Source organism: Xanthomonas sp. AM6, from assembly GCF_025665335.1.
Taxonomy (GTDB): domain Bacteria; phylum Pseudomonadota; class Gammaproteobacteria; order Xanthomonadales; family Xanthomonadaceae; genus Xanthomonas_A.
Genome location: NZ_CP106869.1, coordinates 1,592,239 through 1,606,052, shown reverse-complemented (window position 1 = coordinate 1,606,052; position 13,814 = coordinate 1,592,239). Strand labels below are relative to the sequence as shown.

Below are 13,814 nucleotides of genomic sequence, written 5' to 3'. Positions count from 1 at the left end.
CCATGACCGCCTCCCAACGCTACCGCATCACCGTCACGCCGATCGAGGCCGACGGGCTGCAATGCCAAGGCCGCTGCACCATCGAATTCGAGGCCCGCTGCCGGCAGGACTGGATGCGCCTGCTGGAAGCGGCGCAGCGCCATCCGGGGCTGCACGGCGACGAGCGCGCCGCGCTGACCGTCGGTACCCAACTGCTGCGCGGGCTGAGCGAGCGCAGCGACGGCGAGGCGCAGGCGCTGCTGGCGCCGCTGCGCCCGTCGCTGGACGCGATCCTCGCGCGGCTGGCGCCGAGCGTGACGACCTAGCTTGCGCACGTGCGCCGTCTGCGCACGTGCGCCAGGCTGGCGAGGATGCGCAACGCCATGCACCACGCGTGTCGTCTGCCGCGATTGTCGCGCGTGGGTACGGCTGCAGCCTGCCGTGATCTCCCACGGTGTTCCGCGCGCGGCGGACCGCTGCGGCGCCATGGCATGCACGATCCGCCTCCACCGCCCCGTTTCGCTAATCGCGCATTCACCCGCTGCGGTTATGTTGACCCTCTTATCCCGCCAAGGCGCCACACCATGAAGCTTCGCCTGCCGATCCTGCGCGCTGCCGCGCTGCTGATTCTCGCCACCGCGTCGCAACTGCACGCCGAGCCCATGATCCAGGGCAAGCAGGTCAGCGTCGGCGCCGCCGATGTGCAGCATTATCTGGACGGCAGCTTCCCGCAGACGCACAAGGCGCTCGGCGGCTTGGTCAAGATGACCATTCGCGACCCCAAGCTGTCGCTGCCGCCGGGCGACCGGCTGAAGATGCAGTTCGACCTGAGCATGGCCACCGGCGGCGGCGCGCCGACCCCGTTGGGCACGGTGCTGCTGACCAGCGCGCTGCGCTACGAGCAGCAGACCCAGGGCTTCCACCTGCAGGCGCCGACCATCGACGATTTCCGCCCGGCCGCCAGTGGCGGCAAGCTCGACGCCAACACCCGCGAGCTGCTCAACGTGTGGCTGGACGACTACGCGCGCAAGGAACCGATCTACAAACTGGATCCGGCGCTGGCCGCGGTGATGGGCAACGTGCAGATCCAGTCGGCGGCGGTGGAGAACGGCAAGCTGGTGGTGCACTTCAACCAGGACATCAGCCAGCTGGTGCCGGCCGGGGCGCTGTCGGGTCAATGAGCCTGCACGGCTGCAGGTGATGCGATGGCGCTGCGTGACGCGGAACAGGGCGCGAAAAACTGCACGCTGGTTTCGGTACGCGTCGCGCACGCGCTCTAGCCGCGACGATCGGCGGGGAGTTCTGTCGGAACCGGATCGGTTGCGGACAGCGTCAGACTTCGGATGCCGTCGCGGCTGAAGCCGCTCCTACAAAAGGGGCCCGGCCAGCCAACTGGTGCACTGTAGGAGCGGCTTCAGCCGCGACACGTTCCCGGCGATCGACCCGGCTGTTTCGTTCCCCAGCCGGGGGAAGCCCTTCTATACAAAACGGCGGCCCGCGGGCCGCCGTTTCCCGTTACGGAGACTGCGCCGACTCAGCCCAGCGCCTTGGCCACCGCCGCCGCGAACGCCGGGATGTCGTCCGGCTTGCGGCTAGTGATCAGGTTGCCGTCCACCACCACCTCGGCGTCCTGCCAGCGGCCGCCGGCATTGCTCAGGTCGGTCTTGACCGACGGCCACGAGGTCACCTGCTTGTCGCGCACCAAGCCGCTCTCGGCCAGCAGCCAGGGGCCATGGCAGATCGCCGCGACCGGCTTGCCGGCGCTGGCGAATGCCTGGATGAAGCGGATCGCGCCGGCCTCGGTGCGCAGGTTGTCCGGATTGATCACGCCACCGGGCAGCACCAGCGCGTCGTAGGCGCCGGCATCGGCCTGCTCCAGGCGCTTGTCGACCGGCACGCTGTCGCCCCAGTCCTTCTTGTTCCAGCCGCGGATGCTGGACGCGTCGCCGGGCGCGATCACGTCGACCTGCGCGCCCCACGATTCCAGCAGGCGCTTGGGTTCCTGCAACTCGGACTGCTCGAAGCCGTCGGTGGCCAGGAACGCGACGTGCTTGCCGGCAAGGGAAGGTGCTGCGCTCATGGGAAACTCCTGTGCATGGGGGAGCGTCACCGTAGGAGCGCGGCGGTTGCAACGTCGTGAACCGCACGTCGATGCGACGTGCAGGCGCGCTCAGCGCTTGGGCTGCAGCATGGTGCCGGTGCAGTTCTTCGCGCCGCAGCGGCATTCCCAGATCTTCTTCAGCCGCGGCGTGTGCCGCTCGCCCAGGGTGATGCCGTAGTTGTAGGTCAGCTCCTCGCCCGGCTTGATGTCGCGCAACGCCTCGATCACCACCTTGTCCTGGCGGCGGTCGTCGCCTTCGGCCTCGACGATCACTGCCTCGCAGTTCGGCGCGCAGCTGTGGTTGATCCAGCGCGCGTCGTTGCCCTCGTAGTTGGCGTCGATCACGTAGTCGTCGCTGAGGGTGAACAGGAAGGTGTGGCCGGTCTCGACGTCGCCGGCCTCGTCGCGGTCCACTTCGGCATGGGTGCGGCGGCGGCCCTTGTATTCGATGACCCGCTCGCCTTTCTTGAGCGGCAGCACGGCGAACACGCCGTTGCCATGGATGCGGGACTTGCGGGCGGCGATCTTGCGGGGCATGCGGCGGTCCGGAACGGGAAAGCGGTGATTCTGGCGCACATCGGCGGCGATCCCAAGCCCTGCCGATCGGCCGGCGACGGTGCCGCTGGCGGCGCCAGGGAAACATGAACGCACGGCTTGGACGCCGGCGCCGCAAAAGCGTACAATTTCGGTCCGCATTGAAATCCGGCCGTTTTCCCCATGCTCCGCGTCACCAAGTTGACCGATTACGCCACCGTCGTGCTGACCGTGCTTGCCGCACGTCCCGGCGAGGTGCTGAGCGCGACCGAGCTGGCCGAGCAGTCCGGGCTGGAGCCGCCCACCGTCAGCAAGCTGCTCAAGCCGCTGGCCCAGGCCGGACTGGTCGAAGGCCTGCGCGGCGTGCACGGCGGTTACCGGCTGGCGCGGCCGGCCGATGCCATCACCCTGATCCAGATCGTCGAGGCGATGGAAGGCCCGCTGGCGATCACCGAATGCAGCCACCAGGAAAGCCAGTGCAGCATCGCGCAGAAATGCGGGGTGCGCTCCAACTGGCGGCTGATCAACGACGTGGTCGCCGACGCGCTGCGCGGCGTGACCCTGGCGCAGATGCTGCACCCGCTTCCCTCTTCCGGCGAAACCAAACGGCGCCCGATCGCCGTGCGTTTCGCGACCACCTGACCTGTAGGCAGCCCCCATGGCCACCGAAAACGCTGAAATCCTGGAACGGCTGGGACGTCGCTACGACGCCGGCTTCATCACCGACATCGAATCCGATTCGTTCCTGCCCGGCTTGAACGAAGACGTCGTGCGCGCCCTGTCCGTGAAGAAGGACGAGCCGGAGTGGATGACCGAATGGCGCCTGGCCGCCTATCGGCACTGGCTGAAGATGCCGATGCCGCACTGGGCCAAGCTCAACATCGCGCCGATCGATTTCCAGGCGCTGAGCTACTACTCCGCGCCGAAGGGCCCCAAGTACGCCTCGCTGGACGAGGTCCCGCAGGAGCTGCTGGATACCTACGACAAGCTCGGCGTGCCGCTGCACGAGCGCGCCAAGCTGGCCGGCGTGGCGGTGGACGCGGTGTTCGACTCGGTCTCGGTCGGCACCACCTTCCGCAAGGAACTGGCCGAGAAGGGCGTGATCTTCTGCTCGATGTCCGAGGCGATCAAGGAGCATCCGGAGATCGTCAAGCAGTACCTGGGCAGCGTGGTGCCGGTCGGCGACAACTACTTCGCCGCGCTCAATTCGGCGGTGTTCTCCGACGGCAGCTTCGTGTTCATTCCCAAGGGCGTGCGCTGCCCGATGGAACTGAGCACCTATTTCCGCATCAACGCCGGCCACACCGGCCAGTTCGAGCGCACCTTGATCGTGTGCGAGGACAAGGCCTACGTGTCCTACCTGGAAGGCTGCACCGCGCCGATGCGCGACGAGAACCAGTTGCATGCGGCGGTGGTCGAACTGGTCGCGCTGGAAGACGCGGAGATCAAGTATTCGACCGTGCAGAACTGGTACCCGGGCGACGAGAACGGCGTCGGCGGCATCTACAACTTCGTGACCAAGCGCGGCGAATGCCGCGGCGCGCGCAGCAAGATCACCTGGACCCAGGTCGAGACCGGCTCGGCGATCACCTGGAAGTACCCCTCGTGCGTGTTGATCGGCGACGACTCGGTCGGCGAGTTCCACTCGGTGGCGCTGACCCACCACCGCCAGCAGGCCGACACCGGCACCAAGATGATCCACATCGGCAAGCGCACCAAGAGCAAGATCGTCAGCAAGGGCATCAGCGCCGGCCGCGGGCAGAACACCTACCGCGGCCTGGTCAAGGTGGAGCGCAGCGCCGAGGGCGCGCGCAACTACACCCAGTGCGATTCGCTGCTGATCGGCAAGCAGTGCGGCGCGCACACCTTCCCGTACATCGAGGTCAAGCACCCCACCGCCACGGTCGAGCACGAGGCCACCACCTCCAAGATCAGCGACGACCAGCTGTTCTACTGCCGCGCCCGCGGCATCGACCAGGAAAACGCGGTGTCGATGATCGTCGACGGCTTCTGCAAGCAGGTGTTCCGCGAACTGCCGATGGAGTTCGCGGTCGAGGCCAAGAAGCTGCTGGAAGTGTCGCTGGAAGGCAGCGTCGGCTGACGCCCACCGAGCGGGGAATCGGGAATGGAGAATCGGGAATCGGTTCTCTTCCCGATTCTTCCGCACTGCGGCACTTGCTTTTACCTATCCCCCATTCTCGATCCCCAATTCCCATGCTCACTATCGAAAACCTCCACGCTTCCGTCGCCGGCAAGGACATCCTCAAGGGGCTGTCGCTGCAGGTGAAACCCGGCGAAGTGCACGCCATCATGGGCCCGAACGGCGCCGGCAAGTCCACCCTGGGCAACATCCTCGCCGGCCGCGACGGCTACGAGGTGAGTGCAGGCAGCGTGCGCTTCGAGGATCGCGACCTGCTCGAGCTGGAGCCGGAGGAGCGCGCCGCCGCCGGCGTGTTCCTGGCCTTCCAGTACCCGGTGGAAATCCCCGGCGTGAACAACACCTATTTCCTGCGCGCCGCGCTCAACGCGCAGCGCAAGGCGCGCGGCGAGGCCGAACTGGATTCGATGCAGTTCCTGAAGCTGGTGCGGCAGAAGCTGGCCGTGCTGCACCTGAAGGACGAGCTGCTGCACCGCGGCGTCAACGAGGGCTTCTCCGGCGGCGAGAAGAAGCGCAACGAGATCTTCCAGCTGGCGGTGCTGGAGCCGAAGCTGGCGATCCTCGACGAGACCGACAGCGGCCTGGACATCGACGCGCTGAAGACCGTCGCCGAGGGCGTCAATGCGCTGCGCTCGCCCGAGCGCGCGTTCCTGGTCATCACCCACTACCAGCGCCTGCTCGACTACATCAAGCCGGACGTGGTGCACGTGCTGGCCGACGGCCGCATCGTGCAGAGCGGCGGCCCGGAACTGGCGCTGGAGCTGGAAGCGCACGGCTACGCCTGGTTGAAGGACCGCGTGGCGCCGGAGGCGACGGTCCGATGAGCGCCCTGCTCGACTCCCTGGCCGCCGCCTTCCGTGGCGACGGCGCACGCCGCGCGCCGCTGGAACAGGCGCTGCGCGAAGGCCTGCCCGGCCCGCGCAGCGAGGCGTGGAAGTACACCTCGCTGCGCGCGCTGGAGCGGCGCAGCTTCAGCCCCGCGCCGGACGCGGCGCCAGCGGTGGATGCGGCCATCGTCGACGGCATTCCCGCGCCGCGGCTGGTGTTCGTCAACGGCCGCGCCAGCGACGCGCTGTCCGACCTGGCCGGCCTGCCCGCCGGGGTCGAACTGCAACGCCTGTCCGCGATCCTGCGCAGCGGCGACGACGCGATGCGCTTCCTCGGCCGCCGCTTCGAGCGCAGCGACGAGGTGTTCGCGCAACTCAACGCGGCGCTGGCCGACGAAGGCAGCGTGCTGCGCGTGGACGCCGGCGTGCAGGTCGCGGTGCCGCTGCACCTGGTGTTCGTGTCCACCGCCGGCGCCGGCGACCACGCCTGGCACCACCGCCATCTGATCGAACTGCGCCAGGACGCGTCGCTGTCGCTGGTCGAGCATCACCTGCACGCCGGCGACGCCGCGCACCTGAGCAACACCCTGGCGCACGTGCACCTGGCTGCCGGCGCGCAGCTGGCGCACGCGCGGGTGCAGGCCGACGCGGCCGGCGTCACCGCGCTGCTGCGCACCGACGCGGTGCTGGCGCGCGACGCGCAGTACCGGCGCATCGACCTGGAACTGGGCGGCGCGCTGTCGCGGCACGAGCTCAACGTGCGCCTGGAAGGCGACAGCGCGCGGCTCATCGCCAACGGCGTACTGCTGGGCAACGGCCGCCGCCAGATCGACACCCGCCTGGGCATCGAGCACATCGCCCGCGACACCGCCTGCGAGCTGCTGTGGCGCGGCGTTGCCGCGGCGCGCAGCCGGGTCGTGTTCCATGGCGGCATCCACATCCGCGCCGGCGCCGACGGCAGCGACGCCAACCTGTCCAACAAGAACCTGCTGCTGTCCGCCGATGCCGAGATCGACACCCAGCCGGTGCTGGTGATCGACGCCGACGAGGTCAAGGCCGCGCACGGCGCCACCGTCGGCCAGCTCGACGCCAACGCGCTGTTCTACCTGCGCTCGCGCGGGCTGCCGCGCGAACGCGCGCAGCAGTTGCTGACCGCCGCGTTCTGCCGCGAACCGCTGCGCGTGCTGGATGCGCCGCTGGCCGAGTTCCTGGTCACGCGCCTGGACCAGGCGCTGGCCGCCGCGGGCGTGGCATGAGCAGCGTGGCCACGCATGAGGCGGCGCCGGCGCAGGCGCCGGACTGGGACAAGATCCGCAGCGATTTCCCGCTGCTGATGCGGCAGGTGCACAGCAAGCCGCTGATCTATTTCGACAACGCCAACACCGGGCAGAAGCCGCTGCAGGTGATCGCGGCGCTGGACGAGTTCTACCGGCGCTACAACGCCAACGTCAGCCGCGCGGTGCACGCGCTCGGCACCGAGGCCACCGACGCCTACGAAGGCGCCCGGGCCAAACTGGCGCGCTTCCTCAACGTGCGCGCCGATGAACTGGTGCTGTGCAGCGGCACCACCTTCGCGCTGAACCTGGTGGCCTATTCGTGGGCGCTGCCGCGGCTCAAGGCCGGCGACAGCATCCTGGTGTCGCGGATGGAGCACCACGCCAACATCGTGCCGTGGCAGCTGGTCGCGCAGCGCACCGGCGCCACCATCAAGGTCGCAGAGATCACCGCCGACGGCGCGCTGGACCTGGACGCGCTGCGCAAGGCGATGACCGCGGACGTGAAGCTGCTGGCGCTGACCCACGTCTCCAACGTGCTGGGCACGGTCAATCCGGTGCGCGAGATCTGCCGCGAGGCGCGCAAGCGCGGCATCGTCAGCGTCATCGACGGCTCGCAGGCCGCGCCGCACCGCGCCCTGGACGTGGCCGCGATCGGCTGCGACTTCTACGCCATCACCGGGCACAAGATGTGCGGCCCCACCGGCACCGGCGCGCTGTGGGCGCGGCGCGAACACCTGCAGGCGATGCCGCCGTTCATCGGCGGCGGCGAGATGATCAAGGAAGTCAGCTTCGACGGCACCGTGTTCAACGAGCCGCCGCACAAGTTCGAGGCCGGCACGCCGAACATCGCCGGCTTCGTCGGCCTGGGCGCGGCGGTGGACTACCTGAGCGCGCTGGGCCTGGAACACGTGGAAGCGCGCGAGGCCGAACTGCTGGCGCACTTCACCGAGGAACTGCGCAAGATCGACGGGCTGCGCATCTTCGGCACCGCGCCGGGCAAGGCGGCGGTGGTGTCGTTCCTGGTCGAGGGCGCACACGCGCACGACCTGGCCACCCTGCTCGACCTGGAAGGCGTGGCGGTGCGCTCGGGCCAGCACTGCGCGCACCCGCTGCTGCAGTTCTACGGCGTCGCCGCCACCTGCCGCGCCTCGCTGGCGTTCTACAACACGCATGCCGAGATCGAGCGCTTCGTGGCGGCGTTGCTGAAGGTACGTAAGCTGCTCGGCTGATTGGAGCGGGGATTGGGGATTCGGGATTGGTAAAAAAGCGCCGCCTTGGCCAATCCCGAATCCCCACTCCCGAATCCCGGCCGCCAGGCTTAAAATCGCCCCATGCACACCCTCACCTTCCGCACCGCCACCGTCGCCGACATCGAGGCCATCGCGGCGCTGGTCACCTCGGCCTACCGTGGGGACAGCAGCCGCGTCGGCTGGACCACCGAGGCCGATCTGCTCGACGGCAACCGCATCGACCGCGAGGTGTTGCGCGCCGACATCCTGCGCCCGCGCAGCGTGGTGCTGCTGGCCGAGCGCGACGGCGAACTGATCGCCTGCGCGCACGTCGCCGACGATGGCGGCACCGGCTATTTCGGCATGTTCTCGGTGCAGCCGCAGGCGCAGGGCGGCGGCCTGGGCAAGACCGTGCTGGCCGAGGCCGAGCGCATCGCCTGGCAGGAATGGCGGTTGCCGGCGATGCAGATGACGGTGATCGACGTGCGCGAGGAGCTGATCGCGTTCTACGAGCGCCGCGGCTACCGCCGCACCGGGATCAAGAAGCCCTTCCCCTACGGCGACGAACGCTTCGGCGCGCCCAAGCGCGACGACCTGCGCTTCGAGGTACTGGAGAAACCGCTGGGCAGCGCCGCATGAGCGAGACCTGGACCTTCGTCTGCGCCGACGGCGCGCTGCTGCCGGGCGAGACCGCCACGGTCTGGGACGAGGTCACCGCCACGCCGATCGTGGTGTTCAACTTCGACGGCGCCTACTACGCGCTGGAGGACCGCTGCAGCCACGAGGACTACGAGCTGTCCCCCGGCAGCTTCGATGCCGCCGAAGGCAGCATCGAATGCGTGCTGCACGGTGCTCGCTTCGACGTGCGCGACGGCCGCCCGCTGTGCGCACCGGCCTACAGTCCGGTGCCCAAGTTCCCGGTGAAGTCCGAGCACGGCGGGATCTGGACCCGCGACGACCGCGACTGACCGGGCGCGCGCCAGGCGACACAATCTCCTTTCTTTTCAGCGCGTTATGAACGGCGGAAAGCCCCGCGCGGCAGTTGCCGGCGATGCCGGCACGTGCCGCCATGCGTCGCAATACCACGAAAGGTATTGCAAACAATTCGCATTTGCGCGGAAATAGACCGGATGTCCGCGTCAAGCGGCCAGCGGCAGCCAGCCCTCTGGCCACCCCCGATCCTGCGTACGGCCTGCCCTCCGGGGCGCGGCTGCGTGCGCTGCGGACCGCCCTTTCATCCTGCATAGCCGAACCGTCCATGACCTTCCCGATCAAGAGCCGCAAGCACGCCGTTTCCCGCCAGGTGTCCGCCCAGACCCTCACCGCCGCCGCGCTGCTGAGCGGCCTGAGCCTGCTGTCCCCGCCCACGCTCGCCGCCGATGCCGCGGCCGCCGACCAGCCCACCACCCTCGACAAGGTCGACGTCGAAGTGCAGCGCGCCAAGCGCTACCTGGTGGAGGCGCCGGCCTCGCCCAAGTTCACCCAGCCGCTGATCGACACCCCGCAGACGATCAACGTGATCAGCAAGGACCTGTTCAACGAGCAGGGCGCCACCACGCTGACCGAGGCGCTGCGCAACAGCCCCGGCGTGGGCACCTTCTACGTCGGCGAGAACGGCAACACCACCACCGGCGATGCGATCTACATGCGCGGCTTCGACAGCTCCAGCAGCATCTTCGTCGACGGCGTGCGCGACCTGGGCTCGATCTCGCGCGACGTGTTCAACATCGAGCAGATCGAAGTCGCCAAGGGCCCGGCCGGCACCGACAACGGCCGCAGCGCGCCGACCGGCGCGATCAACCTGGTGAGCAAGGAAGCGACCCTGACCGACGCGGTCAGCGGCGCGCTGTCCGGCGGCAGCGACGACCAGCGGCGCGTGACTGCCGACTGGAACCAGACCCTGGGCGCCAGCAGCGCGTTGCGGGTCAACGTGATGGGCCAGGACAGCGACGCGATCGGCCGCGACCACGTCAACAACAAGCGCTGGGGCCTGGCCACGTCGCTGGCGTTCGGCCTGGGCAGCGACACCCGCTACTTCCTCGACCTGCTGTACGTGAAGCAGGACAACGTGCCCGACGGCGGCGTGCCGACCATCGGCCTGCCCGGCTACTCCTCGCCCGATCCCGCGCGTCCGTGGCTGTCCGCCGCCCCGCGCGTGGACCGCGAGAACTTCTACGGCACCCGCTACGACCACGACGACGTGACCGCGAAGATGGCGACCTTCCGCTTCGAGCACGACTTCTCCGACACGGTCAAGCTGACCAACACTGCGCGCTGGGGCCGCAACGAACAGGACTACCTGCTGTTCGCGTTCATGCCCAACACCGCCAACCTGCGCACGCCCAACCCCGCCGACACCTCGACCTGGACCGTGGCGCGCAGCCTGCCCACCTTCAAGGACCAGCAGTACACCATCGTCACCGACCAGCTGAACCTGCGCGTGGACTTCGCCACCGGCGCGGTGCAGCACAACCTCAGCACCGGCGTGGAAGCCACGCGCGAGGAACTGGAGAGCTGGGGCCACAACATCGTCGACCGTACCGCGTGGCTGGCCGCCAACCCGGCCAACGTCTACGCCCCGGACTGGAACACCACGCCACTGGCCACCGCGCGCAACGGCGCGCACAGCAAGGGCACCACCACCACGTTCTCGGCCTACGCCTTCGACACGCTGAAGTTCGGCGACAGCTTCCTGGTCACCGCCGGGGTGCGCGCGGACCATTACAAGACCGACTTCAACAGCCTGACCTGCACCACCGCCACCTCCACCGCGGTGCCCTGCACTACCGCGGTCGGCGTGGACGCGGACATTTCCGACACGCTGTTCAGCTGGAAGCTCGGCGCGGTCTACAAGGCGGCCGAGAACGTCAGCCTGTACGCCAACTACGCGATCTCGCAGCAGCCTCCCGGCGGCAGCGCGCTGGAGCTGAGCGCCTCGGCCAACAACGCCAACAACCCGCGCTTCGACCCGCAGAAGGCCAAGACCGCCGAGATCGGCACCAAGTGGAACTTCCTGGACGACGGCCTGTTCGTGACCATGGCGCTGTTCCAGACCGACGTCAGCAACGAAATCGCGCAGGGCAGCGACGGGCTCTACTACCAGACCGGCAAGAAGCGGGTGAAGGGCGTGGAGCTGTCGGCGGTCGGCAAGCTCAGCGACAACTGGGCGGTCTCCACCGGCTACACCAAGCTGGACGCGCAGGTGATCGAAGGCGCCAAGGTCTCGCAGGACGGCAGCACGGACCTGGCCTACACGCCGGACAGCGCGTTCACCGCGTGGACCACCTACACCCTGCCGTTCGGCCTGACCGTTGGCGGCGGCGCGCGCTACTCCGGCGAGATGAAGCGCGGCACCGACGGCGCGGTCGGCACGCCGGCGTTCGTCAAGTCGTATACCGTGTGGGACGCGGTGCTGACCTATCCGATCAACGATCACTTCGATCTGCGCCTGAACGTGTACAACGTGTTCGACAAGGACTACGTCGCGGCCATCAACAAGAGCGGCTTCCGCTACACGCCCGGCGCGCCGCGCTCGGCGATGCTGACGGCCAACATCAAGTTCTGACCGCGGCTTCGCCCACCGACGCGCGGCGGCCGCCTTCCGGAAGGCGGCCGCCGCCGGAGCGCCCCATGCTGCTGCACGTCCCCAATATCCTCAGCGCCGACGAAGTCGCGCGCTTCCGCCAGGCGCTAGCCGGCGCCGACTGGACCGACGGCCGCGAGACCGTCGGCGCGCAGGGCGCGCAGGTCAAGCGCAACCTGCAACTGCCCGACGCCTCGCCGCTCAAGCACGAACTCGGCCAGGCGGTGCTCAACGCGCTGGCGCGCAGCCCGCTGTATTTCGCCGCGGCGCTGCCGCTGCGCACGGTCCCGCCGCGCTTCAACCGCTACGAAGGCGGCGGCGAATACGGCTTCCACGTCGACGGCTCGGTGATGACCCTGCCCGCCAGCGCCACGCAGCCGGCGCTGACCCTGCGCACCGACCTGTCCTGCACCCTGTTCCTGTCCGCGCCGGAGGACTACGACGGCGGCGAACTGGTCATCAGCGACACCTACGGCGAGCACGAGGTGAAGCTGCCGGCCGGCGACCTGATCCTGTATCCGTCCAGCAGCCTGCACCGCGTGCTGCCGGTCACCCGCGGCGCGCGGCTGGCCTCGTTCTTCTGGGTGCAGAGCCTGGTGCGCGACGCCAGCCGCCGGCAGCTGCTGTTCGAACTGGACACCTCGATCCAGGCGCTGACCGCGGCCAAGGCCGACGCCGCCGCACTGCTGCGGCTGAGCAACGTCTACCACAACCTGTTGCGCGACTGGTCCGAAACCTGACGCCGGCGGTCAACGCGCGCCGCGCCGCTGCGTTGACGGGGCGGCCCGAACGGTTCCCGGGCGGCGCATGCGGCCGCGGCCGCTGCGCGCAATTGCGACTAATTCTCATCTATGTAGAATGCATCCCGCCCACTCCACTCGACTGCCGCGTTGTCCGACTCCTCCTCTCCCGACCTGGCCACGGCGCAGCAGCGCCGCGGCTTCTGGCTGCGCACGCTGCACCAGTGGCACTGGATCAGCTCGGCGCTGTGCCTGATCGGCATGCTGCTGTTCGCCGCCACCGGGCTGACCCTCAACCACGCCGCGCGCATCGAGGCCAAGCCGCAGGTGCTCAACCGCACCGCGCAGCTGCCGCCGGCGCTGCTGCAGCGGCTCGGCGGCCAGGCCGAGGGCGATGCGCCGCTGCCGCGGCCGGTGGCGGCCTGGCTGGAGCGCGAACTGGAACTGAGCCTGGGCCGGCGCCCGGCCGAATGGTCGGCCGAGGAGGTGTACCTGGCGCTGCCCGGCCCCGGCAGCGACGCCTGGCTGAGCATCGACCGCGGCAGCGGCGCGGTCGAGTACGAACGCACCGAGCGCGGCTGGATCTCCTATTTCAACGACCTGCACAAGGGCCGCAACGCCGGCCCGGCCTGGGGCTGGTTCATCGACCTGTTCGCGGTGGCCTGCCTGGTGTTCTGCATCACCGGCCTGTTCCTGCTGCAGCTGCATGCGCGGCAGCGACGCATGACCTGGCCGCTGGTCGGGCTGGGGCTGCTGATCCCGCTGCTGATCGCGTTGCTGCTGATCCACTGATCCGATCCACCGACTTTCCCGATCCACGCCTTTCACCACCATGGAGCCTCGCATGCGCGTCACCCTGACCATCGCCCTCAGCGGCCTGCTGTCGATGCCCGCGTATGCGGCCACGCTGGAACTGGACGTGGAGATCCCCAAGCTCAACGTCGCCGAATACCACCGCCCCTACGTCGCGATCTGGGTGGAAGGCGCCGACCAGCAGGTCGCGCGCAACCTGGCGGTCTGGTACCAGTCCAAGGACACCGCCGAAGGCCACGGCACCAAGTGGCTGCCGGACCTGCGCCAGTGGTGGCGGCGCAGCGGGCGCACGCTGCAGATGCCGGTGGACGGCGTCAGCGGCCCGACCCGCCCGGCCGGCAAGCACGCGCTGGCGTTCACCGACGCGCAGCAGCTCAAGGGCCTGGCGCCGGGCCAGTACACGCTGGTGGTCGAGGCCGCGCGCGAAGTCGGCGGCCGCGAGCTGCTGAAGATCCCGTTCGCCTGGCCGGCCAAGGCCGGCGAGACCGGCAGCGCACAGGGCAGCAGCGAACTGGGCGCGGTGCGCCTGACCGCCAAGCCGTAATTCCGCCCCCTCTTTCCCGCAAGGAGCAA

Annotated in this window: 15 protein-coding genes; 13 read left to right on the top strand and 2 right to left on the bottom strand. The window is 69.0% G+C overall.

The features are described 5' to 3' along the window. The first annotated feature begins 2 nt into the window (after positions 1-2). Together OCJ37_RS06635 and OCJ37_RS06630 are read left to right on the top strand one after the other, a co-directional pair. The gene (locus OCJ37_RS06635; protein WP_263112883.1) at positions 3-305 is read left to right on the top strand and encodes a DUF3861 family protein; all 303 of its coding nucleotides are present in this window, start codon (positions 3-5) and stop codon (positions 303-305) included. A gap of 336 nt (positions 306-641) precedes the next feature. After that, a complete protein-coding gene (locus tag OCJ37_RS06630; RefSeq protein WP_263113607.1) occupies positions 642-1,160 on the top strand; it encodes a DUF1439 domain-containing protein in 519 nt (172 codons plus the stop codon). A gap of 353 nt (positions 1,161-1,513) precedes the next feature. On the opposite strand, the gene OCJ37_RS06625 is transcribed toward OCJ37_RS06630, so the two are convergent. After that, positions 1,514-2,059, bottom strand: coding sequence for a type 1 glutamine amidotransferase domain-containing protein (locus OCJ37_RS06625; protein WP_263112882.1), 546 nt, complete (start codon positions 2,057-2,059; stop codon positions 1,514-1,516). A gap of 90 nt (positions 2,060-2,149) precedes the next feature. Then, positions 2,150-2,617, bottom strand: a complete 468-nt coding sequence (locus tag OCJ37_RS06620) for an SET domain-containing protein (RefSeq protein ID WP_263112881.1) — start codon at positions 2,615-2,617, stop codon at positions 2,150-2,152. Positions 2,618-2,797: 180 nt separating this feature from the next. Here OCJ37_RS06620 and OCJ37_RS06615 point away from each other — a divergent pair, with 180 nt between their 5' ends. The 11 genes from OCJ37_RS06615 (at position 2,798) to OCJ37_RS06565 (ending at position 13,785) form a co-directional block, all read left to right on the top strand. Then, positions 2,798-3,256, top strand: a complete 459-nt coding sequence (locus OCJ37_RS06615; protein ID WP_263112880.1) for an SUF system Fe-S cluster assembly regulator — start codon at positions 2,798-2,800, stop codon at positions 3,254-3,256. A gap of 16 nt (positions 3,257-3,272) precedes the next feature. After that, positions 3,273-4,715 (top strand): Fe-S cluster assembly protein SufB, encoded by a 1,443-nt coding sequence (sufB, locus tag OCJ37_RS06610; protein ID WP_263112879.1) that lies wholly within the window; start codon positions 3,273-3,275, stop codon positions 4,713-4,715. A 113-nt stretch (positions 4,716-4,828) separates the two neighbouring features. Beyond that, entirely contained in the window at positions 4,829-5,596 is a 768-nt protein-coding gene (gene sufC, locus OCJ37_RS06605) for a Fe-S cluster assembly ATPase SufC (protein WP_263112878.1), read from the top strand. Further along, positions 5,593-6,855: a Fe-S cluster assembly protein SufD gene (gene sufD / locus OCJ37_RS06600; protein WP_263112877.1), complete on the top strand. Its 1,263-nt coding sequence runs from the start codon at positions 5,593-5,595 to the stop codon at positions 6,853-6,855. The genes sufC and sufD overlap by 4 nt, the downstream gene beginning before the upstream one ends. Beyond that, positions 6,852-8,105: a cysteine desulfurase gene (locus OCJ37_RS06595; protein WP_263112876.1), complete on the top strand. Its 1,254-nt coding sequence runs from the start codon at positions 6,852-6,854 to the stop codon at positions 8,103-8,105. Before sufD ends, OCJ37_RS06595 begins: the two co-directional genes overlap by 4 nt. Positions 8,106-8,207: 102 nt before the next feature. Further along, entirely contained in the window at positions 8,208-8,744 is a 537-nt protein-coding gene (locus tag OCJ37_RS06590; protein WP_263112875.1) for a GNAT family N-acetyltransferase, read from the top strand. Then, complete coding sequence (locus tag OCJ37_RS06585; RefSeq protein ID WP_263112874.1) at positions 8,741-9,073, top strand: non-heme iron oxygenase ferredoxin subunit; 333 nt, start codon at positions 8,741-8,743, stop codon at positions 9,071-9,073. The genes OCJ37_RS06590 and OCJ37_RS06585 overlap by 4 nt, the downstream gene beginning before the upstream one ends. Positions 9,074-9,363: 290 nt before the next feature. Next, complete coding sequence (locus tag OCJ37_RS06580) at positions 9,364-11,670, top strand: catecholate siderophore receptor Fiu (protein WP_263112873.1); 2,307 nt, start codon at positions 9,364-9,366, stop codon at positions 11,668-11,670. Positions 11,671-11,735: 65 nt separating this feature from the next. Beyond that, on the top strand, positions 11,736-12,428 hold the full coding sequence (locus OCJ37_RS06575; protein WP_263112872.1) for a Fe2+-dependent dioxygenase: 693 nt from the start codon (positions 11,736-11,738) through the stop codon (positions 12,426-12,428). Between the two features lie 150 nt (positions 12,429-12,578). Continuing rightward, on the top strand, positions 12,579-13,220 hold the full coding sequence (locus OCJ37_RS06570; RefSeq protein WP_263112871.1) for a PepSY-associated TM helix domain-containing protein: 642 nt from the start codon (positions 12,579-12,581) through the stop codon (positions 13,218-13,220). Positions 13,221-13,272: 52 nt separating this feature from the next. Then, complete coding sequence (locus OCJ37_RS06565; RefSeq protein ID WP_263112870.1) at positions 13,273-13,785, top strand: DUF2271 domain-containing protein; 513 nt, start codon at positions 13,273-13,275, stop codon at positions 13,783-13,785. Positions 13,786-13,814 lie beyond the last annotated feature (29 nt).

What these genes read in the sequence shown, in the direction of transcription:
- OCJ37_RS06635 (WP_263112883.1), top strand. Translation starts at nt 3, where the DNA reads ATGACCGCCTCCCAACGCTACCGCATCACCGTCACGCCGATCGAGGCC.
- OCJ37_RS06630 (WP_263113607.1), top strand. Translation starts at nt 642, where the DNA reads ATGATCCAGGGCAAGCAGGTCAGCGTCGGCGCCGCCGATGTGCAGCAT.
- OCJ37_RS06625 (WP_263112882.1), bottom strand. Translation starts at nt 2,059, where the DNA reads ATGAGCGCAGCACCTTCCCTTGCCGGCAAGCACGTCGCGTTCCTGGCC.
- OCJ37_RS06620 (WP_263112881.1), bottom strand. Translation starts at nt 2,617, where the DNA reads ATGCCCCGCAAGATCGCCGCCCGCAAGTCCCGCATCCATGGCAACGGC.
- OCJ37_RS06615 (WP_263112880.1), top strand. Translation starts at nt 2,798, where the DNA reads ATGCTCCGCGTCACCAAGTTGACCGATTACGCCACCGTCGTGCTGACC.
- sufB (WP_263112879.1), top strand. Translation starts at nt 3,273, where the DNA reads ATGGCCACCGAAAACGCTGAAATCCTGGAACGGCTGGGACGTCGCTAC.
- sufC (WP_263112878.1), top strand. Translation starts at nt 4,829, where the DNA reads ATGCTCACTATCGAAAACCTCCACGCTTCCGTCGCCGGCAAGGACATC.
- sufD (WP_263112877.1), top strand. Translation starts at nt 5,593, where the DNA reads ATGAGCGCCCTGCTCGACTCCCTGGCCGCCGCCTTCCGTGGCGACGGC.
- OCJ37_RS06595 (WP_263112876.1), top strand. Translation starts at nt 6,852, where the DNA reads ATGAGCAGCGTGGCCACGCATGAGGCGGCGCCGGCGCAGGCGCCGGAC.
- OCJ37_RS06590 (WP_263112875.1), top strand. Translation starts at nt 8,208, where the DNA reads ATGCACACCCTCACCTTCCGCACCGCCACCGTCGCCGACATCGAGGCC.
- OCJ37_RS06585 (WP_263112874.1), top strand. Translation starts at nt 8,741, where the DNA reads ATGAGCGAGACCTGGACCTTCGTCTGCGCCGACGGCGCGCTGCTGCCG.
- OCJ37_RS06580 (WP_263112873.1), top strand. Translation starts at nt 9,364, where the DNA reads ATGACCTTCCCGATCAAGAGCCGCAAGCACGCCGTTTCCCGCCAGGTG.
- OCJ37_RS06575 (WP_263112872.1), top strand. Translation starts at nt 11,736, where the DNA reads ATGCTGCTGCACGTCCCCAATATCCTCAGCGCCGACGAAGTCGCGCGC.
- OCJ37_RS06565 (WP_263112870.1), top strand. Translation starts at nt 13,273, where the DNA reads ATGCGCGTCACCCTGACCATCGCCCTCAGCGGCCTGCTGTCGATGCCC.